The organism is Actinoplanes sp. NPDC051861 (assembly GCF_040681145.1).
In the GTDB taxonomy this organism is placed as follows: Bacteria; Actinomycetota; Actinomycetes; order Mycobacteriales; family Micromonosporaceae; genus Actinoplanes.
On the sequence record NZ_JBFAYE010000011.1, the window covers coordinates 145,159 to 168,044 of the forward strand.

Consider the following 22,886-nt stretch of genomic DNA (forward strand, 5'->3'; position numbering starts at 1 on the left):
AAGTTTCAACCCCTCACCGCGCGAGAGGCCGCCGATGACCATCGACCGCACTCCAGCCCGCCTCCTCGCCGCGGCCGCCGCTACCGTCCTCACTCTCGCCCTCCTCCCCGCCCCGGCCGGCGCGAGCGGCGCCGGCAACGGCGCGCAAGACCCGGCGAGCGCCAGCGGAACCGGCGGGAACAATCCCACCGTCGGGCACGCCCCCGACGCGCCGACCCGGCTGGCCACGAACGACCTCTCCCACGCGCGCAACGTCGAGGGCACTCCCCTGTTCGGCTGGTTGCCCCGCGACCGCGACCCCGGCGAGATCCAGACCGCCTACCAGCTGCGCCTCTCGTCGGTCACCGACCGGACCGTCTGGGACTCCGGCCGGGTGGTGACCGGCGAGCAGTCCCACGTCGCCTACACCGGCCCCGCGCTCGTCGAGGGCACCGCCTACACCTGGACCGTCCGGACCTGGGACGCCACCGGCAAGTCCTCACCCTGGGCGGATCGCGCCGCCTTCGAGACCGGGATCAGCGACACCAACTGGTCCGGCGCGCAGTGGATCCAGCGACTTCCCGCCGCCGAGCGCCGGCCCGACGAGTGGTCGCTGTTCCGCACCGAACGAGCGCTCACGTCGGCCCGGGTCCGCACCGCCCGCGCCTACACCTCCGGCAGCCACAGCTGGGCGCTCTGGGTCAACGGGCGCGAGGCCGATCGCGGCAGCACGTTCTCCTATCCCGGCGAGGGCTTCTACCAGTCCACCGACATCACCGCGCTGGTCCGCGGGCGGAGCACGATCACGCTGGGTGCGCTGCTGCACTGGTACGGCGGGGGCCAAGGCCGCGCCGCCGGAACACCGGGCCTGCTGGTCAAGGTGGTGGTCGAGTACACCGACGGCACCACGCAGACGATCACGACGGATCCGACCTGGCGGGTGCGCGAGGCCCCGTACCGTGAAAGCCCCTTGCGAAACGGTGAGGGTGACCGAATCGAACATGCCGACGCCCAGCGCGCCGCCGAGATCGGACCGTGGCGGCAACCCGGCTTCGACGACTCCGCCTGGGCCCCGCCGGTGGTCCTCGGCGCGCACCCCGCGGCACCCTTCACGCATCTGACCGGGCTCGACGCCCGCATCGTGAGCAGCGAGAACGCGACCGTGGTCAAGCCCGTCCGCATCCTCACCGCCGCCGACGGCACCCCCGTCGCGGACTTCGGCGTGGTCATACCGGCCCGCCCGGTCGTCGACTTCGAGGCGGGCCGGGCGGGCCGCACGCTGACCCTGCGCGCCGGATACGAGCTGTCCGAGAACGGTCGCGTCGCCACGACTCCGGAGGCGACCCAGAGCACCGACATGTCCTATCCGTTCACGCAGGCCGACGGCGCGCAGACCTTCACCGCCTTCGCCCACCTGGGCTTCCGCTACTTCGAGATCCCGGGTGCCGGCGAGAAGATCAACTTCGAGGATGTACGGGCGATTCTCGTCCACACCGAGGTGGAGGGCCCGAGAGCCGAGTTCCGCAGCAGTGATCCGACGCTCGACAGGGTCTGGGCCCTGATGCAGCGGTCCGCGCTCTACTCCGTGCAGGAGCAGTTCGTCGACACCCCGACCCGCGAGAAGGGCCAGTTCCTGGGGGACGCGGCCAACATCTCGTACGCCACCATGCAGGGCTTCGGCGAGCGCGCCGCCACCCGCAAGGCGATCCGTGAGTTCCTCGCCTCGCAGAAGCGCCACTGGTCCGCGACGGTCGCCGACACCGGCCGCTACAACGCGGTCTACCCGAACGGCGACGGCAAGCGGGACATCCCCGACTACAGCGAGATGTTCGTCGACTGGGTGTGGCGCTGGTACGAGGTCACCGGCGACGAGACGCTGCTCGCCGAGGCGTACCCGGCGATCCTGGCCACCGCCGGGTACGTCCGGCGGCACATCCCGGCCGCCGGGCCGACCGCGGGCCTGGTCACGAACCTGTCCGGCGGCAGCGGCCAGTACCAGTACGGCATCGTCGACTGGCCGGCGCCGGGACGGTTCGGCTACGACATGAACACCGCGGCGCGCACGACGGTCAACGCTCTGGGTGTGGAGGTTCTGCGCCGGGCCGCCGACATGGCCGAGGTGCTGCAGAGGGCCGAGAGATCGGAGTTGCGGCAGGCCGAGCTCGACCTGATCACGGCCGTGAACCAGCGGCTGCGCAGAACCGACGGCGTCTACGTCGACGGCTTGCGGGCCGACGGCACGCAGTCCGGCCACGCCGGGCAGCACTCCACCTCGTACGCCGTCGCCTTCGGCATCGCACCCGCCGCCGACCTGCCGGCGTTGACCGAGTTCCTGGCGGCGTCCGGGATGAAGCAGGGGCCGATGACGGCGCACTGGCTGCTGAAGGCTCTGGAGACGCGCCCGGACGCGGTGCTGAAGCTGCTGACGAATCCCGACGATCTCGGCTGGGCGGACATCCTCGCGAAGGGTGGCACCTTCACCTGGGAGGCGTGGTCCATCGACCCGGGAACCAACTTCAGCCAGTCACACGGCTGGGGTGCCCAGGCCGCCGTGGACATCATCGAGACGGTGCTCGGCGTACGGCTGGGTGAGCCCGGTGGCCGTACCGTCACCATCGCTCCCCCGGCCACCAGCCTCCGGCACGCCGCCGGTTCCGTGCCGACCCAGCGCGGCGAGGTGCGTCTCGCCTGGCAGCGGACCGGCGGCGGGCTGCACGTCCAGGGCCGGATCCCGGTCAACGTCACCGCGCGGATCGAACTGCCGCCCGGGACGTACTACGCGAGCGGCGACGTCGAACAGCTCACCGCCACGACGTTCCGGGCCGGCTCCGGGGACTTCAGCATTCGATCACGTTGACGGCGAGGCCGCCGCGCGCGGTCTCCTTGTACTTGACCTTCATGTCGGCGCCGGTCTCCTTCATGGTCTTGATGACCTTGTCGAGGGAGACGTGGTGCCGGCCGTCGCCGCGCAGGGCCATCTTCGCCGCGGTCACCGCCTTGACCGCGGCCATGCCGTTGCGCTCGATGCACGGGATCTGCACGAGCCCGCCGACCGGGTCGCAGGTGAGGCCGAGGTTGTGCTCCATGCCGATCTCCGCGGCGTTCTCCACCTGCTCGGGCGTGCCGCCGAGGACCTCCGCGAGCCCGGCCGCCGCCATCGCGCACGCCGAACCGACCTCGCCCTGGCAGCCGACCTCGGCGCCGGAGATCGAGGCGTTCTCCTTGAAGAGCAGGCCGATCGCGCCCGCGGTCAGCAGGAACCGGACCACGCCGTCGTCGTCCGCGCCGGGCACGAAATCCAGGTAGTAGCGGAGCACCGCCGGAATGATCCCGGCCGCGCCGTTCGTCGGCGCGGTCACCACCCGGCCGCCGGCGGCGTTCTGCTCGTTCACGGCCATGGCGTACGCGGTGAGCCACTCCATCGAGTGCGCGGCCGGGTCACCGGCGGCCCGCAGCTGGCGGGCGGTCGCGGCGGCGCGGCGGCGCACCTTGAGGCCACCGGGCAGCACTCCTTCGGCCCGCAGCCCGTCGTCGACGCACTCGCGCATCACGTGCCAGATCGACAGCAGCCCATCGAACACCTCGGATGCGGGGCGCCACGACATCTCGTTCGCCAGCATCAGCCGGGAGATCGAGAGCCCGGTGGAGCGGGTGAGCCGCAACAGGTCGTCACCGGTGGAGAACGCATGGGGAAGAATGGTGTCGTCACTGCGTACCGTAGAAGTCTTTTCATCGACGACGAAGCCGCCGCCGACCGAGAAGTAGGTCTTGCGCAGCAATTCGGCGCCCTCGGCGCCGAGAGCCGTGAAGATCATCCCGTTGGGGTGACCGGGCAGCGTGCGCCGCCGGTGCAGCACCAGATCGACGTCGAAGAGGCGGCCTCCCTCGTCGGGGACGCGTGTCACGTCGACGGTCTCCGGCTCGCAGCCCTCCAGGCCCAGCAGCACCGCCCTGGGCGTGCCGTGACCGTGACCGGTCGCGCCGAGCGAGCCGAACAGCTCGGCACGCACCGTGACCACCGGCAGATCCGCCAGCCGCCCGGCGAACATGTGGGCCGCGCGCATCGGGCCCACCGTGTGTGAACTGGACGGGCCGATGCCGACGGAGAAGAGATCGAAGACGGACACGGCCATGCGGAGGCTCCCTTGGGGTAAGCCTCCCTCACTCTGTCATGGGGCCTGAGAGCTTCGCCGCGTGCGCGGTTTGCACCTTGGGCGCGGGACGGATCCCGGCTTTCCAGAGTCGCCTTGCCACCACGGTACGGATGCCTGAGAGATTCTGAGGGAGAAGTTGCTCCTTCGGCGCCCCGATCAGGGGACTCTCCCGCGGCGGCTGATAACGGCGGGGTCTTCGGTTGTCGCTCGCAAGCTATCCGGCGGGCCCGGCGGCGTCAACACCGCCCGTAAAGTACCGTCATGAGGCCCACCTGGCTGGTCGTCGTCGTGGTGGCGGCCGCCTATGCGGCCGGCGCGCTGCTGGCGTTCGTCGCGTTCGACGCCACCTCCATCGTGGTGCTGTTCCTCTCGGCCGGAGTCACGCTGTCCGCGCTGCTCCTCACCCCGCGACGGCAGTGGCCGTGGATCCTCGCGACGGTCGCGGCAACCGAGATCGCCGTCGACCTCTCGCAGGGCATCACCCTCCCCTACTGCCTGGGTTTCGCCCTGGCGAACACCGCCGAGCCGCTCACCGGGGCGCTGCTGATGCGACGGTACGTCCCCGGACGGGTGAACCTGCTGCAGCGCCGCCACCTTCTCGCCTTTCTCGGCTGCTGCGTGGTGGCCGGACCGTTCGTCGGCGCGCTGATCGGCGGCACCACGATCGCGCAGGGCCAGGACCGGGAGTGGCTGGAGTCGTTCCTGCCGTTCTGGGCGGGTGACGCGACAGGTGTGCTCACGGTGGCCGGTACCGTGCTGGCCTGGCGCCACCGGCGCCCGCTCGACCTGCGCTGGGCCGGCATCCTGCTGCTGATCGTGACCGTCACCGCGCTCAGTTTCTGGCCGCGGCACCTGCCGCTGTTCTATCTGCCGCTGCCGCTGCTCTACTGGCTGGGCTTCCAGCAGCCGCTCGCGGTCACGATGACGTCCGGCCTGTCGATGACGATCACCGCGAACCTCATGACCAGTGCCGGTCATGGGCCGTGGGCCGCCCTCGAGGGTTCGGTGCCGTTCAAGACCGCGACGCTGCAGCTGTTCCTGAGCGTGGCGGTCGTCGGCGCCTGCCTGCTCGCGGTCGGCGTGGCCGAGCGTGACCGCGCCCGTGAGCTCTACGAGACCGAGGCCGGCGCGGCCCGGCAGCTCCAGCACGCGCTGCTGCCCACGTTCGGCCGTGACCTGTCGCCGGTCCGGATCAGCGCCGGTTACCGGCCGGCGGACCTCACCCACGACGTCGGCGGCGACTGGTACGACGTCTTCCACCTGCCCGGCGAGCGCATCGGTTTCGCTGTCGGCGACGTCGTGGGCCACGATCTCGCGGCGGCCGCCGCGATGGCGCGGCTTCAAGCGATCGTACGGGTCCTCGCGCAGTCCGCCCCGGGACCGGCCGAGGTCCTGACCGGCCTGGACCAGGCCAGCAGACTGATCGACGGCGCACACACGTGCACCGTCGGGTACGCCGACTACCACCCGGGGACGCGCCTGCTCCGGTACGCCTGCGCGGGTCATCCGCCGCCGCTGCTGGTCACGTCCGGGCACGGGGAGTTCCTGTGGGAGGGGCGTTCGCTGCCGGTGGCCGTGGAGTCCGGCGACCGCGAGGCGGCGGAGCTGGTGCTGCCCGCCGGCTCGCAGCTCATCTGGTACACCGACGGCCTGGTCGAGCGCCGGGACGAGTCGCTGTACGTCAGCCTGGAACGCCTGGCCGCCACGGCGGGTGACCTGTCACGGGCCACCCTCCCGGATCCGTCCCAGGCCCTTCTCGATCGCATGTCGCCGGGCACGGCCACCGACGACACCGCCGTACTTTGGCTGACCTTCAAATAAAGTTTTCCACGGTGGGATCGCTGTGACAGGGGTGACAAAACATCGATGACCTGCGATCATGGGAGCGCTCCCAGGTAGCGGCTGCGCTCTACCACGCCCGATCGTCCCCCCGATCCGCGAGCCCGAGCCGGCCGGTCCAGTGCCTGGGACCGACGAGAGGGAATCCCCATGACATCGAGAGCAAGAAAGGCCGGGCTCGCGGTCGTCGCCGCCACCATGGCCTTCGCCGGAACCTTCTACGGCGTCATGACCTCGGCATCGGCCGACGTCACGGCCCAGTTGTCCGGTCCACAGCTGGTCGCCGACATGGGCGCCGGCTGGAATCTCGGCAACCAGCTCGAGGCCAGCAACAACGGCATCCCCAGCGAGACCGCCTGGGGCAACCCGGTCATCACGCAGGCCCTCATCGACCGCGTGCGGGCCTCGGGCTTCAAGACGATCCGGATCCCGGTCTCCTACCTCGGGAACATCGGCGCCGGCCCCAGCTACACCGTCAACACGGCGTGGCTGAACCGGATCAAGGAGGTCGTCGACTACGCGTACAACCGCGGACTGTACGTGCTGATCAACATGCACGGCGACGGCTACAAGACCGTCACCGGTTCCTGGCTGATCTGTGACGCGGCCGACCAGACCACGATCCGGGACAAGTACCAGAAGGTCTGGCAGCAGGTGGCGACGAAGTTCCAGGGTTACAACGACCACCTGATCTTCGAGTCGATGAACGAGAACTTCGACGGCCAGTACGGCAACCCGACCCAGCCGTGCTACTCGAACATCAACGCCTACAACCAGATCTTCGTGGACACCGTACGCCGTACCGGCGGCACCAACGCCGCGCGCTGGCTGCTGGTGCCCGGCTGGAACACCAACATCGACCACACCGTGGGCAGCGGCTTCGTGATCCCGACGGACCAGTACCGGTCCTCCACCATCCCGGCCGCCGAGCAGCGACTGATGATCTCGGTGCACTACTACGACCCGTGGGACTTCGCCGGCCAGGAGGACGGCACGATCACCCAGTGGGGCGCGAACGCGACCAACCCGGCGAAGAAGTCGGTCTGGGGCCAGGAAGACTTCATGGACGGCCAGATGAAGAAGATGCGCGACACGTTCGTGACGCGCGGCTACCCGTTCTTCGTCGGTGAGTACGGCTCGATCGACAAGACGACGTACGACTCGGCGAGCAACCGGTACCGCGTGGACTACGCGCGCACGCTGGCGGCCACCGCCAAGAAGTACGGAGGAGCCACCGCTTACTGGGACAACGGCTGGAACGGGCAGCACGGTTTCGGCCTGTTCAACCGCAGCTCCAACACGGTGACGCAGCAGGGCATCATCGACGCCATCATGACCGGTGTCGGGACCAGTGTGCCCTCGTCGCCGCCCTCGTCGCCCTCCTCCTCCCCCAGCGTTTCGCCGTCCAGCAGCCCCAGTTCGGGGGCTCGGCCGTGCCGGGTCACCAACGCGGTCAACGCGTGGAACACCGGCCTGACCAACAGCGTCACGATCACCAACACCGGCACGACCGCGATCAACGGCTGGTCGCTGGTCTTCACCCTGGCCGCCGGGCAGACGATCGTCGGCGGCTGGAGCGCGACCTACACGCCGTCGAGCGGCACGGTCACCGCGACCAACGCGAGCTACAACGGGTCGCTGGCTCCGGGAGGTTCGGCCACCATCGGTTACCAGGCCACCCACACTGGCAACTCGGCGGCACCTACCGGGTTCGCCCTTAACGGCACCACCTGCAGCTGATTTTCTTCGGGCCGGGTCGCACTCAGCGGCCCGGCCCGTTGGTGAGCCGGCGGACGGCGTCGACCACGGCGGCCCGGCGGCGGCCGGCCTCCACGAGGTCCAGGAACTCCGGTTCGCGTAACTGCCACATGTTGGCCAGCGCCAGCACGAGCGCGAGGATCTCGCCCGGGGCGACGCGATCGGTGACAGCACCCCGGCGCTGGGCCTCCGCGATCGCGGCGACCTTGCCGGCCATCGCTGCCGAGCTCGATGCCCGCCGGGTGACCGTGTCGCCGCGCTCGAGCTGGTACCACGCAACGAAACGCAGCACGTCGGGGTGGGCCGAGCCGGCGTCGTAGAGGCGGCCCGCGTACTCGCCGAGGTCCTCGGCATCGATCGGAACGGCCGTGACGGTCTGCTCGACGATCAGGTCGAAGACCGCCTCGAACAGGCCGTCCTTGTTGTCGTAGAACGAGTAGACCAGTCCGGCGCTGATGCCGGCCCGCTTCGCCAGCCGATCGACGCGGGCACCGGCGACACCGTGGGCGGCGAACTCTTCCAGGGCTGCCTGTAGCAGCTGCTCCCGCTTCCTGTCGGGATCGCGTGTCCGCATGCGGCCCAGTCTAGTAATGAACGTTCATTTGACAAGCTTCGCGGTCTGCTATTGAATGAATGTTCATTACTTAGGGAGTGACGATGGCATCCTGGACCCCCGCGGCGATCGGTGACCAGACCGGACGCGTCGCCTTGATCACCGGCGCCAACAGCGGCATCGGCTGGCAGACGGCACTCGTGCTGGCCGCACACGGCGCTCGCGTCGTACTGGCCGGGCGCGACCCGGGCAGACTCGCCTCCGCCGCCGAAGCGATCAGCGCCCGGATCCCCGCCGCGAACCTGGACGCGCTCGTCCTGGACCTGAGCGACCTCCACTCGATCCGGACGGCGGCGAAGCAGGTCGTCGACAACGGCCCGGTCGACCTGCTGTTCAACAACGCCGGCGTGATGAACATCCCGGACCGCCGCACCACCGCCGACGGCTTCGAGATGACGTTCGGCACCAACCACCTGGGCCACTTCGCGTTCACCGCCCAGGTCATGCCCGCCCTGCGCCTCGCACCGGCCGCCCGCGTGGTGACGGTGAGCGCGCTCGCCGCCCGGTGGCGCAGCGGCGAGCTGACTGACCTGATGAGCGAACGCCGCTACCGCCCGATGGGCGCCTACGCCAAGTCCAAGCGGGCCAACATCGTGTTCACCACGGAACTCGCCCGGCGGCTGACCGGCACACCGATGACGGCGGTCGCGGTGCACCCCGGTTCCGCGCTGACCAACCTTCAGCAGGAGTCCCAGGGCGCGATCGCCCGGCGCATCGTCAGCTTGCTGGAGAAAACGGTGATGGGATCACCCGAGGGCGCCGCGTGGCCGTCGCTCTATGCGGCAACCTCCCCCGCGGTCCGCAACGGCGACTTCATCGGCCCGGCCGGTCGCCACCAGGACTCCGGCACGCCGAAACCCGCCCGCCTCCCGCGCGGCGCCGACGACGGCACAGCCCTGTGGACCGAGAGCGAGCGCCTCACCGGCGTCACCTTCACCGTCTGACCACGCTCTCGGTGCCGCCGGGGCCTGCCTAGCATGTCTTCGTGATCGTGGGGCGGCGGGCGGAACTACAGGTGCTGGACGGTCTTCTCGCTGAGGCGGCCAACGGCGCGGGCGGTGTGACGGTCGTGCGGGGCGAGGCCGGTGTCGGCAAGTCCGCGCTGCTGGAACACACCGTGGAACGGGCCGGGGCCCTCGGGATGCGAGTGTTGCCGACCGCGGGGGTGCAGGCGGAGGTGCACGTTCCGTACGCCGGGCTGCACCGCCTCCTGCGGACCGCACCGGATCTGGGCCGGATGGCGCAGGCCGTGCTGGACGCCCCGGACACGCTGCCGTATCGCGCGGCGGCGGTCCTGCTGGACCTGTTCGCCGGAAGCACCGCCGACCCGGCGCTGTTGCTGGCCGTCGAGGACGCTCACTGGGTGGACGCGGCCAGCTGGGACGCGCTGTCGTTCGTGGCGCGCCGCCTGGGATCCGACCGGATCGCGATGGTGCTGACCGTCCGCGACGGCGAGGACGTGGACCGGCGGCTGGCCCGCGCCGGTCTGCCCGAGGTCCGTCTGGACCCGCTGACGGCCGAGGAGTCCGCCGCCCTGCTGACCGAGGTCGCGCCCCACCTGAGCGACACCCTGCGGCGGCGGGTCCTGGACGAGGCGGCGGGCAACCCCCTCGGACTGGTGGAGCTGGGACGGGCGGCGGCTCGTTCCGGAGCCGGTGCGCTGCTGCCGGCCTGGTTACCGCTGAACACGCGGGTGGAGCGTACGTTCGCCGGCCTCGTCGCCGAACTGCCACCGGCCACGCGCTCGCTGCTACTGGTCGCGGCGATCGACGACGGCGACGACCTCGACGAGATGCTCGACGCGTGCCATCGGATGACCGGTGACGACATCGGCCCCGACGACATCGAACCGGCGTTGGCGACCCGCCTGGTGCAGGTCGACGACCGGTTCCGGCTGCGGTTCCGGCACCCGCTGCTGCGTTCCGCGCTGTACGAGTCAGCCACTCCGGCGCAGCGCCGCCGGGTGCACGCGGCGCTCGCCGAAGCGGTCGCGGACGACGCCGGGCGCCGGGTCTGGCACCGGGCCGGTGCCGCCGCAGAGCCGGACGAGCGGCTGGCCGAGGAGCTCACCGAGATCGCACACCAGGCCTGTTACCGGCAGGCCGTCGCAATCGCGCTGGCCGCGTTCGAGCAGGCCGTCCGGCTGAGCGAGGACCCGGCCGCGCGGGGCAGCCGGCTGGTGTGGGCGGCCGACGCAGCCGCCGAGCGCGGCGACCTCGCCACGATGATGCGGCTCCTCGAACAGGTTCGCGAGGATGATCTGCCAGCGGCCGACCGGGCCCTGTACGGCATCCTGCGAGAGGTGTACCTCGGCACCGGCTGGACCGGCTCGGCCAGGATGGGGGCGTTCGCCGAGGCGGTCGAGGCGATGTGCCGCGACGGCGAGTCGGCCCGGACGTTGCAGACCCTGATGATGATCTCCGTTCGGGCGTACTGGGCGATCCCGGAGCCGGAGCTGATCGCGCGGCTGGTCGCGGCCGCGGAGCACTGCGGTGCCGACCCCGATGATCCCCGGTTGGTGGTCGTCCTGGGTCTGATCTCACCGATGACCCGAGGCGCCTGGTGCCTGCGGCGGATGGCCGAGCCGGACATGGCAAACGGTCTGCATGCGCACGACGAGATGTCCCTCGGCCTCGCCGCCAACGGTCTGGGCGCCAATCCCCTCGGCAACCGGCTCATGGACTCCGCGACCGCCGGGCTGCGGATGCAGGGCCGCCTCGGCATCCTCAGCCGGGCGCTGATCTCGCAGGCCATGGGAACGGTGTATCTCGGCGAGGTCCGTACCTGTCTCACCCTCGCGGCGGAGGGCGAGCAGCTGGCCGCCGAGACCGGCGAGAACACGTGGCGGCTGTCCGCGTCGCTCGCCACCGGTTTCGCGCACGCGCTGCGCGGCGACACCGACGCCGCCCTGGCCATCGCCGCCTCGGCGGAGGCGGTGCTGGTCCCCGCCCGGCAGTTCCCGCTGCTCGCGCTGGTGCAGCAGGTCCGGGGCGCGGCGGCGCTCGCCCTCGGCCGCCCGGAGGAGGCGTTCCGTGAGCTGAGCAAGGTGTTCGACGAGACCGAGCAGGCGTATCACCCGTACACCCGGTTCACCCTGTTCGGGCACCTCGCCGAAGCCGCGCTGCAGTGCGGCGCGCTCGCCAGGCTGCGGGAGCTGACCGGCGACATGCGTGCGGTCGCGGCGCAGTGCCCGTCGCCGGCGCTGCTGGTGGGCTTGCGGTTCGCCGAGGCGGCGCTGGCCGACACTGCCGAGGCCTACGAGGCGGCGCTCGCCGAGGACCTGACGGACTGGTCCTTCGAACGGGCCCGGCTGCAGCATGCGTACGGTGCGTGGATGCGGAGGCGGCGCCGGGTGGCGGACTCCCGGCCGATGTTGCGGGCCGCGGCCGCCACCTTCGACGCGCTGGGCGCCACGGCCTGGGCCGATCGGTCCCGTGCGGAGCTGCGGGCCTCCGGTGAGACGCTGCGCCGGCCGGTCGACGCGGCACGGAGCCTGACACCGCAGGAGACGCAGATCGCCCGTCTGGCGGCGGAGGGTTTGACCAACAACGACATCGCCGAGCGGCTGTTCCTGTCGCGCCGCACGGTCACGACACACCTGTCTCGGATTTTTCCAAAACTCGGCATCCGTACGCGAAGCGAGCTCAGCCGCTTCGTGGGCTCTGTGTGACGCTGGTCAGGGCCCGGTCGAGGGCGAAGCCGGCGATCTCCTCCCAGCCCTTCCGCACCGTCGGCAGGTGCGCGTACCCCCGGCCGGCGAACCGTGGTCCGGCATCGAGCTGGACCGGGTGGCGTTCTGCATCCGCAAGCAGGCCGAGCGGGAGACCTCGCAGCGCGGTGTCGCCGCCCCACTTCCCGTCGCTGTCCGCGCGCGAGGCGTCCGGCTCGGCGAGCTTCGACGAGGTCCTTGAGCTGCTGCGCCTGGCCGGGCGCAGCCTGCCGCACGCAGTGCTGATGATGATCCCGGAGGCCTGGGAGAACATGACCGGGAGCAAAAGGAAATAGCGTATTTGCCAATTATATAGATTCATTTCGTACGCAGCGCTTCCGTGAGTGGAACCACCATGGCCCCGGGGATCATCGTCCTCTTGGGGCGGGAGTCGCCGGCGGGACCGGTATTCTCAACTCTGCTGCAGAGTTCCACGATCCGCGCATCTCCGAAGGGCCTGTCCGATGGCCACCGCGGTGCTATCACCGATAGCGCCCGGGGCGTCCGGGTGACGCCCGGGAGCCCCGCCCGTTCAGGGCACGGAGATGCCTATGGAAGCGGAACATGCCGCTGAGGACAACAGCAAATCTGGACGGGCCGATGCTGACCCGCCGGAACCCTCCTGGAACCGCTGGAGGATTCTGGAGACGGGGCTGCAGCTCGCGAGTTTGTACTTCGCGTACAAGAACGATGAGGCCGCCACCTTCGCGGTGACGGCCATCATCCAGATCACACAGCTGTTCCGTCGATAGAGTCGGCAGACAACGGCTCGACGGTTGTTCCTCACCGAGGTCGGGGTGGGTGGCAGCCCGCTCCGGCCTCACCCCTTGGTCATGTGCCCGGGCTGGCCTGACGGTGAGGGCGCTCCCCGACTATATCGCGACATCGAATTCGCCGTCCTTGGCAGAGCCCACGAAGCCGAGGTCAGGGGTTCATCCAGCCCGGGATCCAGACCTTGCCGTCAGGGCGTGACAGCGAGGTGCGCAGGTACTCGCGCAATGCGGCCAAGGCGGGGTGTGAGTCCCCGGTGCGGGACAGCAGCACGTGCGGATAGAGCGGGGTCGGCCCGGACAGCGGAATGCGCCGCAGGCCGTAAGCCTCGGGCCACAGGTAGCGGTCCCCGCTGCCGACGAGTGTGGCCAACGACCCTGAGCCGGCCAGCGCGTCCAACAGGACCTCGTCGCCGAAGTCGGGCCCCAGCCCATCGATACTCAGCCCGAAGTCCTCGGACAGGGCCTGGTAGAAGGCCGCCCACTCGGTGCCCTGCCTGATCCCGGGGATCCAGATGCGATGTCCAGCCAGGTCGGAAGGCCTGACCCGGGCCTCGTCCGCCAGCGGGTGGCCGGGCCCGACGAGTAGTTCCAGGGGCGAGTCGAGGAGCCGTTCGGCGCGGATCCCGGCCGGCACCTGGCCCGGCGGCAACGCCCGGAAGGAGGCGTCGATGGTTCCGGCCAGCACGGCTTGGGCTGCCTGAGCTGCGTTCTCGATGTCGAGCGTGACCGCGTCCAAGGGTGTGCCGGGGTGTGCGCTGTAGAACCGGTAGACGGCCTGAGCCGGTGCGATACGCCGGTTGAGGACGTCCACTCGCAGCGGACGGGCCCCGGGGCGCACGGCCTGCTCGGCCTGTTCGACGGCGTCCAGCACCTTCTTGGCGTGGGACAGCAGAACCTGTCCGTCCAGGCTCAGCCGGGATCCGCGGGAGGTACGCACCAGTAGCGCGACACCCAGGTGTTTCTCCAGACCCGCAACCCGCTTGGAGACCGCCTGCTGACTGATCCCGAGCTCATCGGCCGCGGCCTGGAACTGCCCCAGTTCAGCCACCGCCACGAAGGTGCGCAGCGCATCGATGTCCACACCCCCAACCCTATTGTTACAACCATTGGTTGTGGCCGATCCCTGCGGAGTTGTTTGATCACCTCGTCACCGGAGTGCTGGAATCGGTCCATGCCTTCTCGCAACGACCAGCTAATGGACATAAAAACACCCGATTTTGTACGTTTCTCCGAGCGGATCGCGCGCGTGACTGACGCAACTTCGCGATTGAACGTGCTGCCGTTCAGCGACACCGAGGGCCGCGCGGAACTACTCTCGGTTGTGTTCGGCGGCCCGTTGCCGGAGTCAGTGACGATCTACCCACCGTTCTTCACCGAGCACGGGTTGAACACGACGTTCGGGCGTAACGTCTTCGTCAACCAGAACTGCACGTTCATGGACCTCGGCGGCATCCGCATCGGCGACAACGTCATGATCGCCCCGCGAGTCAGCCTCCTGACCGGAGGGCACCCGCTGTCTCCGGCCGAACGGCGGGAATACATCACCTATGCCCCGATTCTGATCGAGGACAACGTGTGGATCGGCGCGGCCGCCGTCATCACGCAGGGCGTGACCATCGGTGCGGGTTCGGTGGTCGCCGCCGGCGCGGTCGTCACCCGTGACGTGCCCGCCGGCACCCTGGTCGCGGGCGTCCCGGCCCGGGTGGTCAAGACGATCGACTGAGTACATCCGCATCCTTACACCCGCCGCGGGCGCGTTCAGAGCCGGCGTGAAGGGGACGCCTAGCTGACGGCTGCGTCAAGCCAGGACGTGAGGCTGTCCACGGTGTCGGGTGAGAGCGCCGGCGCTGCCCCGCACAACAGGGCATCGAGGCCGCTCCCCTCCTCGGCGGTGATGACGAGGTCAGGAGGGCCACCGTACCGCCATGCCTGGTGGGTGGCGCTTCGGGCGACCCTGGTGACGTCGGCCTGGGCTCGCATGGCGAGCCGAGGGTCCGAGTCGGTGGCGGCGATGAGGCCGGCGCGGAGGGCCGCAGCGACAGGGAATGCGGTGAGCAGGCGGTACGAGGCGCGGCGACGCGCAACTCCGGGGTCGGCGAGCAGTTGCCACAACAGGTCGGCCGAGACGGTTCTCGCCATCGGCCGCAGCGCGTTGGCCGCCTCACGGACCACCACCGATGACGGGTCACCCAGGAGCGGGATCATGGTCGCGGCGGTGACAGCGTCGAGGAGGCGCAGTGCTCGCACCGCGGCGATGCGCACCTTCGCCTCGGAACTGCGCAGGAGAGGTTCGAGCAGCGGTGACTCCTTCGCCGAGGCGGTCTCGGCGAAGCCGGCGATCGCCGGTGGAGTCGGAGCGGTCAGCACGGCGGTGCGGTATCTCGCGAGGGCGTCGACGCCGGTGCGGCGGGCGGCGTCGCGGGCCAGCGCGCGCACCAACGGAGCCGGATCGTCGAGGTGTTTCACCACCTCGGGGTCGTTCCCGGTGCGGACGAGTCCGGTCAGCGCCACGGCCCTCACCTCCGGCAAGCGGCTGCCGGCCAGACGGTGCAGCACGCCCTCGCGGCGCCGCCAGAGCGCGTCGCGGCAGGCGTCCTCGGCGGCGCGGGTTCGGATTCGCGGGTCGGGTCCGGAGTCGGACAACGCGATCAACTCGTCCGGGGACCACCAGCCCCAGTCGAGGCCGAGGTTCCAGATGAAGCGCCGGGTCGCCGGATGCGGGGATGCCACCAGAGCGCGGCGGGTCTCGGGTGAGGCGATGGACAGGGCCGCCCTCGCCTGGGCAACGGCGAAGGTGCCCCGCATCCGCCGCTCGATCTCTGTCGTCACGGGAAGCATGGCGCCCAGATACTTACCCGGGCGGTCAGCCAGGAGCAGCGCGAGGCCGGCCCGGGCACGGTCACGTACCGGGCGGGCCCAGTCGCTGGTGCGCAACACCAGAAACGGCACCAGGTCCTCCGACGGGACGGCCAGCATCGACGCCACCGCTCGTTCGCGGACCCGTCCGTCGCGGTGCGTGCTGGCCAGCGCCACCGTGAGCGGTGCTTCGTCCGTCATCCTGGCGCCGACTTGGCGGGAGGGGCACCACTCGCCCCGGGCGTACTCGTCGAGCCTCACGAGCATTCCCGGGTCCGCGGCGAGGCCGGCCAGCGCAGCGCGGGCTGCTCCGGCCTCGTCGACGGCGGCGAGCTCTTCGAGCAGCGCGGCGAGCGCCGCGGGCGCGTACTTCCTGATCACGCTGTCATCGTGCCCAGTGCAAGACCGTACCCGAAACGATTTTCGAGGAGGGACTACGGCGTCGGCCGGCTGAGCGACGGCGGCCAGCGATGGGTGCGCCAGTCGGACCAGGTGGTGAAGCCCGGTGGTGGGGGGTCGACGGGTTCGGTGCCGTCGAGTTCGCCCGGGGTGGGGATCTCGAAGGCGGCGGCCCAGCCGGCCAGCTCCGCGTCGGACATGGGCCAGGTCGTGTCCGGCGCGGAAGCCTGCCGCTGGTCGAGCCGTTTCCGCTGCTCGGCCGGGGTGAGGTGGAAGTAGCGCAGCGAGACCGCCGCACCGAGGTCCGCGCCCGCCTGCCGCAGAGCGGACCGCTCGTCCCGGCTCCAGAGCCCGAAGTCGATCACAACGTTGTTGCCGAGTTCGAGGGCGCGCAGCCCGATCCGGATGAGCCGCCCCTCGATCACGTCACCCGCCGACGGCGGGTTCTCGTCGCCGTAGAGGGCCTTCACCCACTCGTCCTTCGTGAGACGAATGGCGTCCTGCTCGGTTTCCAGGCGGCGGGCTGCGGTCGTTTTCCCGGTGCAGGGCAGTCCCACGGTCAGAAACAGCGTCGCCATCCGATCATCGTGCCGGACGCGACTCCCACGCCCGGAACCCGGGCGTGGGAGAGCGGCTGGAGCCGGGGTCAGGAGGCGGTGGCGAGGGCCTTCGCCTTGATGTCGGCGGCCTTGGCGATGTCGGCGTCGGTCACCGCGGCGACCGAGCCGAAGACCGAGACGGCCTGGTAGTAGGTCCAGGCCAGGCTGGTGCAGGCCGGGCGGACCACCGAGTTGTAGGTGGCGCACTTGCGCTTGAGGTCCTCGTAGAAGGCCGAGTCGACGCGGCTCTTGTTGGCGGCGAAGGTGCCCATCGCCTTGTGGTTGCGGTAGCCGAAGTCGTGGCGGTGGCAGGACAGCTTGAAGTCGAAGCCGAGCGGGTTGTCGGGGCTCGAGGAGCAGTAGTCGGTGCTCCAGTCGAAGCCGTACGCCGCCCAGGCACCCTGGTTCTGCCGGGCGGAGTTCCAGCTGTTGTAGCTGGAGACGCTGGTCTGAGTGAAGGACGAGAGGACCGCGGGCTTGTCCGCGGGCGCGGCTTGTGCGGGGGTCGCCGCACCGAGGACGGCCGCGACGGTGAAGACCGCGGCGAGCAGGGAACGCACAGACTTTGACATCCAGGGCTCCTCACTTGCGGCCCGCCCCGTTCGGGGCGGGAACCGGCGAGCGCCCGGGCAGTTTCGCGGATGTTACCCACGAGTTACCCGAACGATCATTAAGGTAAGGAACGCGGCTGGACAACTCACTATCGAGACATGGAGATTTGTCGATCACTGCGGAAACGGGCGGGAACTTTCGTCGTCGTCATCGGCGGACGTGGCCGAAGCCGCCGGAGCGGAGTCGCCGTCGTTCCAGGTCAGCGTCACGCGCAGGCTGGCCTTCGCGGCCGCCTCGGTCAGCACGCTGATCACCTTGCCGCTCTTGATCGCCAGCTCGATGCCGAACTCCACACTCACGCCGTCGGGCCGCATGCCGGCCAGCGCCGAATGCACCGTGGCCCCGACGGCCCGAATCGTGTGCTGCAGATCGTCCAGCCGGGCGACCACAGCGTCGCCGGCGCCCCCGACGTCCCGGAATCCCACGTCGGAGGGACCACGGTCGCGGTTCACCCGGGCCCAGATCTCCGTGCCGTCAGGCAGCTGCATACGCACCGGTTCGGACAAGACGGCCCCCAGGTGGAACGACAATGTGGATCGACGTACCCGACAGTGCTGGAGAAGACGCCGGACCGCAAGGTCATCCGGACTAGCCTGATCGGGTGAACGGCGTACAGCTCCTGCTCATCGTCGGTGTCGGCATCGGGGTCACGGCGATCGCGCGGCGGCACCGGGTGGAACCGGGCTGGATCATCGTGGTGCTGGCGGCGGCCGCGTCGTTCCTTCCCGGCATGCCGCGGCTGGAACTGGAGAGCGAGCTGATCCTGGCGATCGTGATCCCGCCGCTGCTCTACTCGGCCACCCGGGTCTCGTCGGCGGGCAACTTCGGGGCCAACCTGCGGGCGATCATCTATCTGGGCGTGGTGCTGGTCGTGCTGACCGCCGGCGCGCTCGGATGGGTGGCCTCCTGGCTGCTGCCGTCGCTCGGGTTCACCACGGCGTTCGTGCTCGGTGCGGTGCTGGCGCCGCCGGACACGATCACGACGGTCTCGCACGGTCACGAGATCGGCCTGCCGAAGCGGGCCACCTCGATCCTGACCGGGGAGAGCCTGGTCAACGACGCGACGGCGCTGACGCTGTTCAGCATCGCGGTGGCCGCGGCCAACGGCGAGCACACCACCTGGGGTGGCGGGGTGCTGGAGTTCCTGCGTACGGCATCGATCGGCCTCGGCATCGGCTGGGCGTTCGCCATCGTGGTGCTGGCGCTCCGCAAGCGGCTGGGCAACCCGACCCTGGAGACGGCGCTGGTGCTGCTGCTGCCGTTCACCGCGTTCCTGGCCGCCGAGGAGGCGCACGCGTCCGGGATCCTCGCGGTCGTGGCGGCCGCCTTCATGGTGAGCATCAACCTGACGCTGGACCCGAAGTTCCAGTATCCGGGCGGTTACCTGACCCGGCTGCGGGAGGGCCAGGTCTGGCCGGTCGTGGACTTCCTGCTCGAGACGTTCGTGTTCGCGTACATCGGGCTGCAGCTGCGGTTCGTCCTGGAGGATCTGGCGGCCGAGGAGGAGCCGGGGCTCACCCGTACCCTTGTCGCCGCCGCGGTCTTGACCCTCGTGGCGATAGTGATCCGCCTGGCTCTGGTCGCTGGTCTTTTCGGGCGCTGGCGCCTGCGGCACCGGATGATGCTGCGCCGCAGCGAGCGTGACCCCCGCTACCGGATGGCGCGGGAGGCGCGGCTGGCGCGCCGGCGTGGTGGCGAGCCGCTGCCCCCGCCGACGGGTAGGGAGACGCTGCTGGTCGGCTGGACCGGCATGCGCGGCATCCTCACGCTGGCCGCCGCGGCCGCCGTCCCGGAGCACACCACCTCCGGGGCGCCGTTCCCCGGGCGCGACGCGATCCAGGCCATCGCGCTGATCGTGACGCTCGCGACGCTGCTCGTGCAGGGCACGACGATCGGCTGGCTGGCCCGGCGGCTGCGGTTCGACCTCGCCGGGGAACACGCCGCGGACGCCCGGATGCGCGCGACGGCCCGCGAGGTGGTCGCCGGGGCCGCCGCGGAACCGGCCGCGGACGTGGACGCCGGGTTCGAGGCGCAGCGCCTGGCGGTGGCGACGGCGGTGGCGCAGCGCCGGCTGACCGAGGAGATCGCCCGCGAGGTCATCGAGGACATCGACCTGCGCCAGGCGGCGCGGCACACCGCCCACGAGGACTGAGCGTCACATGGTCTTCACCCCGTTCGCCCACCACCAGGCCATCAGGTAGCCGTACTCCCCGCCGCCCCAGAAGTAGGCCCAGCCGGTGGTCGGCATGACGTACTGCCCGAGCTCGTCGAAGACGGCCTTCGCCTCCTGCCGTTTGCCGGCCAGCACGTAGTAGAGCGCGATCCACTGGCGGCAGGTGGCCAGGCGCGCCCGGTTCGGCGGGGCGGCGCGCCACTTGGCGATCCACTGGTCCAGCTCGTGCTGCACCTCGGGCCGCCGGAAGTACTTCCGGCAGGCGCGCAGGGACTTCCTGGTGCGGGTGTCCCAGCCGAACTGGCGCATCGCGAACTCGAAGTGGGCGAAGAGCGGCAGCACGACGGCACTGGCACCGGACGGCGCGGCGGCGGCCACCCCGCGGGCGATCGCGAACATCTCCTCGTGCGACCCGTACCATTTCTCGCACTTGAGGCTGAGCGCGGTCAGGTGCAGGTCGAAGTTGAACGGGTCACGCCGCCGGCCCTCGTTGAAGACCGCGTCGAACGAGTTCTGCACGGCTTTCCGGTCGGCGAACATCGTGCCCAGCAGTTCCACCCAGGGCAGCGGGTCGTTCGGCGCGGCCAGCTGCATGGCCCGGTGTCCCACCTGCGCGGAGGCCTCCATCAGCTGATGGAAGTCCTGGAACTGCTCGGCGCTCGTCCTCGCCGCGGGGGCGCTGCCGCGCGCCTCGCCGGCCCGCTGGCCGAGCATCGTGGACTGAAGCAGCACGGCGGAGGCGTCGTTGGGCTCGGCGCGCAGCCAGGCGTAGAGCCAGGCGTCCTCGGTGGTGGCCAGGTCCCCGAGCACACCCATCCGGCCGCCGCGCAGCTCCCAGTCGTTGCCGGCCTGTTCGATCACCTTGCGGGCAGCCTGCCAGTCACCGTGGCGGGCCCGGTCCCGCGCGTCACGCAGGTCGTGGTCCCAAAATATGCGCTCCTCGTCGAACTCCGGCTGCTCGGGCAGCGGGCCGCCCAAGAGAGTCCGGAAGAAGACTCGCAGATAAAACATCCGCAGGATGGTAGAGCACCGCTCAGTGCGGTTCGACCCCGAACGCGACGTCGAGACGGTAACGGTCTCCCGCGTACCGCGATTCACTCAGCTCGATGGGCCGCTGCTGCTGGTCGAGGATGAGCCGGCGCTCGACCAGCAGCGCCGAACCGGCCGGTACGCCCAGCTCGCGGGCGTCCTCGCCGGTGGCCGCCTGCGCGGTCAGGGTGGCGCTGCCGCGGATCGGGTGCCGGCCGAGCGCGGCGAGTGCCTCGTGCACCGATCCGGTCAGATCGGCGTCGAGCAGGGCGGACAGGGTGCCGGGATACATCGCTCGTTCGAAGGCGATCGGTTCGTCGTCGGCCAGGCGTACCCGATGGATCGCCACCACCTCGGGCTTGCGCAGCCGCAGCCGGGCCGCCTCGTCCGGGGTCGCCGGGCGCAGCTCGGCCAGCACCACCCGCGAGCTCGGCCGGCGGCCCTGCTTGCGGATCTCCTCGCTGAGCCGGACCAGGTGGTCGGCGCGGCGCGGCCCGGTCGGCGCCGCCACGAACGTGCCCCGTCCCGGCGCACGGTAGGCCAGGCCGTCGTTGACCAGCTGCGTCACCGCGGCCCGTGCGGTCATCCGGCTGACGCCGTGCTCGCGGGCCAGCTCGGGCTCGGACGGCAGCGGGTCGTGCGGCTGGGACTGCGCGATCCGCGCACGCAGCGCCTGCTCGATGCGGAAGTAGCGAGGCGCGGGCATGGCAACACCCTAAGCGGTCGCAGCCTGTCTAGACAGCTAGCTGTCTAGACAGGTACCGTCGAGGCATGAACTTCACCGTGGCGCAGATCGCGAAGATGATCGATCACTCCATCCTCCGCCCCGAGTTCACCGCGCAGGACGTGCGCGACGGATGCGCGATCGCCGCGAAGTACGACGTGGCCTCGGTCTGCGTGCGCCCCTGCGACGTGCCCGTCGCCGTGGAGCAGTTGCGCGGATCGAACGTGCTGGTCGGCACGGTGATCGGCTTCCCGCACGGCGACAGCCCCACGGCCGTCAAGGTCGCCGAGACGGAACTGGCCGTCGCGCAGGGCGCCCGGGAGATCGACATGGTCATCAACATCGGCTGGCTGCGCTCCGGCGCGGTCTCGGCCGTGGAGACCGAGATCAAGGAGATTGTCGCGGCGGCCGGGGAGGCCTCGGTGAAGGTCATCCTCGAGACGGCCTATCTCACCGACGAGCAGAAACTCGCCGCCTGCTGGGCGGCCGAGCGGGCCGGCGCGGCGTTCGTGAAGACCTCGACCGGCTTCGCGCCGACCGGCGCCACTGTGGACGACCTCGCCCTGATGCGCTCCGCCGTCTCGGCAAAGGTCCAGATCAAGGCCTCCGGCGGAATTCGTACGCTGGACGCGCTGCTCGCCATGACCTCACTGGGTGTCACCCGCTTCGGCTCGTCGGCCACCGCGGAGATCCTCGACGACCTCGCGCGCCGCCGGGTGGCCATGAGCTGACTCTGTGGTGCCCCCTACGACGCGCTCCGTTGCGCGACACTGTGCGGGTGCTCTGGGACCTGCGCTCGGCATTCCGCCGTACGCCCCTGGCCCGTAAGCGATTGAAGCCCGGGCCGAAGGGGACGATCGTGGTCCCCGGCATCGACCCGGGCGACTCCTTCACCGCGTGGCAGGCCGCCGCCGGGCTGGTCGAGCGCACCGGACGGTGGCCGGTCCTGGTCACCAGCTGGACCGACGAACCGCTCTGGGGCCGGCGCTCCGCCCCGCCCGACGAGAACGACCTGCTCCTTCTCGACCGGGTCGCCCGCCAGACGGATCCCTGGTGGCGCCCGGTCCGGCCGGGCGAGTGGCCGGTCACCGCCGAGCAGACCCCCTATCTCGCCCGCGGGCTGTCCGGGGTGGACTTCGCGGCTCTGCGGGTGCCTCCGGGCATCAGCCGGGACGACCTGAACTACGAGGTCTATCAGCAGGTTCTCGACGAACCGCTGCTGGTCGAACGCGTGGTCCGCGGCGCCGGCCGGGTCGTGACGCGCGAGTCCTGGTTCACCCCCGAGAACGTGTCCCTCCTGCTGCTGCCCACGGCCTCACCGTGGCTGGCGCCGGCCTGGGTGAGCTATCACGGCACGCTGGGCATGGACAACGTGCTCGCCGCCGTGCTGTGGCAGTGGCACGAGCGGTGGGACGCGAAGCTCGTGGCCTGCTGGGACACGATGCTGCAGTTCACGCTGGGCCGCCGCCCGGCGCCGGGCGTCCAGGCGTGGGAGCTGGCCGGCCAGGTGAAGACGATGGCCCGCAGCCTCGACATCAACCGGTGGGAGCTGGCGGTGCTCCTCTCCCACGCCGACACCCTGTTCCTCCACGACCGCCCGTAACGCCTTCGACTCACTCCGCCGTGGCGGCCCTTGCGCCCGCGCCTCCATGGCGGCGGCCGGCACAGG

At 70.5% G+C, this 22,886-nt stretch carries 19 protein-coding genes, 1 pseudogene and 1 riboswitch; of the genes and pseudogenes, 11 read left to right on the top strand and 9 right to left on the bottom strand.

What is annotated here, in order from left to right; translation table 11 throughout:
* The first annotated feature begins 34 nt into the window (after positions 1-34).
* Positions 35-2,836, top strand: coding sequence for a family 78 glycoside hydrolase catalytic domain (locus AB0M02_RS26915; RefSeq protein ID WP_364231353.1), 2,802 nt, complete (start codon positions 35-37; stop codon positions 2,834-2,836).
* On the opposite strand, the gene AB0M02_RS26920 is transcribed toward AB0M02_RS26915, so the two are convergent.
* Positions 2,817-4,112, bottom strand: coding sequence for an L-serine ammonia-lyase (locus tag AB0M02_RS26920; protein WP_364231355.1), 1,296 nt, complete (start codon positions 4,110-4,112; stop codon positions 2,817-2,819). The genes AB0M02_RS26915 and AB0M02_RS26920 overlap by 20 nt on opposite strands.
* 113 nt (positions 4,113-4,225) lie before the next feature.
* Positions 4,226-4,315: riboswitch (glycine riboswitch) on the bottom strand.
* Between the two features lie 79 nt (positions 4,316-4,394).
* On the opposite strand from AB0M02_RS26920, the gene AB0M02_RS26925 reads away from it, so the two are divergent.
* Positions 4,395-5,954: a SpoIIE family protein phosphatase gene (locus AB0M02_RS26925; protein ID WP_364231357.1), complete on the top strand. Its 1,560-nt coding sequence runs from the start codon at positions 4,395-4,397 to the stop codon at positions 5,952-5,954.
* Between the two features lie 168 nt (positions 5,955-6,122).
* On the top strand, positions 6,123-7,712 hold the full coding sequence (locus AB0M02_RS26930; RefSeq protein WP_364231359.1) for a cellulase family glycosylhydrolase: 1,590 nt from the start codon (positions 6,123-6,125) through the stop codon (positions 7,710-7,712).
* Positions 7,713-7,734: 22 nt separating this feature from the next.
* Here the strand turns inward: AB0M02_RS26930 and AB0M02_RS26935 are convergent, their stop codons facing one another.
* Complete coding sequence (locus tag AB0M02_RS26935; protein ID WP_364231361.1) at positions 7,735-8,304, bottom strand: TetR family transcriptional regulator; 570 nt, start codon at positions 8,302-8,304, stop codon at positions 7,735-7,737.
* 83 nt (positions 8,305-8,387) lie between these two features.
* On the opposite strand from AB0M02_RS26935, the gene AB0M02_RS26940 reads away from it, so the two are divergent.
* The 4 genes and pseudogenes from AB0M02_RS26940 (at position 8,388) to AB0M02_RS26955 (ending at position 12,804) form a co-directional block, all read left to right on the top strand.
* Entirely contained in the window at positions 8,388-9,287 is a 900-nt protein-coding gene (locus AB0M02_RS26940; RefSeq protein WP_364231363.1) for an oxidoreductase, read from the top strand.
* A 41-nt stretch (positions 9,288-9,328) separates the two neighbouring features.
* Positions 9,329-12,013, top strand: a complete 2,685-nt coding sequence (locus AB0M02_RS26945; RefSeq protein WP_364231366.1) for an AAA family ATPase — start codon at positions 9,329-9,331, stop codon at positions 12,011-12,013.
* Positions 12,014-12,092: 79 nt separating this feature from the next.
* Positions 12,093-12,324 (top strand): annotated as a pseudogene (locus AB0M02_RS26950) (hypothetical protein); the annotation flags it as partial.
* A 279-nt stretch (positions 12,325-12,603) separates the two neighbouring features.
* Positions 12,604-12,804 (top strand): hypothetical protein, encoded by a 201-nt coding sequence (locus AB0M02_RS26955; protein ID WP_364231369.1) that lies wholly within the window; start codon positions 12,604-12,606, stop codon positions 12,802-12,804.
* Between the two features lie 172 nt (positions 12,805-12,976).
* On the opposite strand, the gene AB0M02_RS26960 is transcribed toward AB0M02_RS26955, so the two are convergent.
* Positions 12,977-13,906 carry a LysR family transcriptional regulator gene (locus AB0M02_RS26960; RefSeq protein WP_364231371.1) on the bottom strand — a complete coding sequence of 310 codons (930 nt, stop codon included), beginning with the start codon at positions 13,904-13,906 and terminating at the stop codon, positions 12,977-12,979.
* 165 nt (positions 13,907-14,071) lie between these two features.
* Here AB0M02_RS26960 and AB0M02_RS26965 point away from each other — a divergent pair, with 165 nt between their 5' ends.
* On the top strand, positions 14,072-14,548 hold the full coding sequence (locus AB0M02_RS26965) for a sugar O-acetyltransferase (protein ID WP_364231372.1): 477 nt from the start codon (positions 14,072-14,074) through the stop codon (positions 14,546-14,548).
* Positions 14,549-14,607: 59 nt separating this feature from the next.
* Here the strand turns inward: AB0M02_RS26965 and AB0M02_RS26970 are convergent, their stop codons facing one another.
* From AB0M02_RS26970 to AB0M02_RS26985, 4 genes are all read right to left on the bottom strand, one after another.
* Entirely contained in the window at positions 14,608-16,062 is a 1,455-nt protein-coding gene (locus AB0M02_RS26970; RefSeq protein WP_364231375.1) for a HEAT repeat domain-containing protein, read from the bottom strand.
* Between the two features lie 53 nt (positions 16,063-16,115).
* Positions 16,116-16,658, bottom strand: coding sequence for an ATP-binding protein (locus AB0M02_RS26975; protein ID WP_364231377.1), 543 nt, complete (start codon positions 16,656-16,658; stop codon positions 16,116-16,118).
* A gap of 68 nt (positions 16,659-16,726) precedes the next feature.
* Positions 16,727-17,251, bottom strand: a complete 525-nt coding sequence (locus tag AB0M02_RS26980; protein ID WP_364231380.1) for a phospholipase — start codon at positions 17,249-17,251, stop codon at positions 16,727-16,729.
* Between the two features lie 153 nt (positions 17,252-17,404).
* Complete coding sequence (locus AB0M02_RS26985) at positions 17,405-17,779, bottom strand: CU044_2847 family protein (RefSeq protein WP_364231651.1); 375 nt, start codon at positions 17,777-17,779, stop codon at positions 17,405-17,407.
* 113 nt (positions 17,780-17,892) lie between these two features.
* Here AB0M02_RS26985 and AB0M02_RS26990 point away from each other — a divergent pair, with 113 nt between their 5' ends.
* Positions 17,893-19,443 (top strand): sodium:proton antiporter, encoded by a 1,551-nt coding sequence (locus AB0M02_RS26990; RefSeq protein ID WP_364231383.1) that lies wholly within the window; start codon positions 17,893-17,895, stop codon positions 19,441-19,443.
* Between the two features lie 3 nt (positions 19,444-19,446).
* Here AB0M02_RS26990 and AB0M02_RS26995 read toward each other — a convergent pair whose 3' ends face one another.
* Positions 19,447-20,475: a hypothetical protein gene (locus tag AB0M02_RS26995; protein WP_364231385.1), complete on the bottom strand. Its 1,029-nt coding sequence runs from the start codon at positions 20,473-20,475 to the stop codon at positions 19,447-19,449.
* A 22-nt stretch (positions 20,476-20,497) separates the two neighbouring features.
* A complete protein-coding gene (locus AB0M02_RS27000) occupies positions 20,498-21,199 on the bottom strand; it encodes a GntR family transcriptional regulator (protein ID WP_364231388.1) in 702 nt (233 codons plus the stop codon).
* Positions 21,200-21,264: 65 nt separating this feature from the next.
* On the opposite strand from AB0M02_RS27000, the gene deoC reads away from it, so the two are divergent.
* A complete protein-coding gene (gene deoC / locus AB0M02_RS27005) occupies positions 21,265-21,948 on the top strand; it encodes a deoxyribose-phosphate aldolase (RefSeq protein ID WP_364231391.1) in 684 nt (227 codons plus the stop codon).
* A gap of 29 nt (positions 21,949-21,977) precedes the next feature.
* Complete coding sequence (locus AB0M02_RS27010) at positions 21,978-22,820, top strand: DUF4253 domain-containing protein (RefSeq protein WP_364231394.1); 843 nt, start codon at positions 21,978-21,980, stop codon at positions 22,818-22,820.
* Positions 22,821-22,886: the final 66 nt, after the last annotated feature.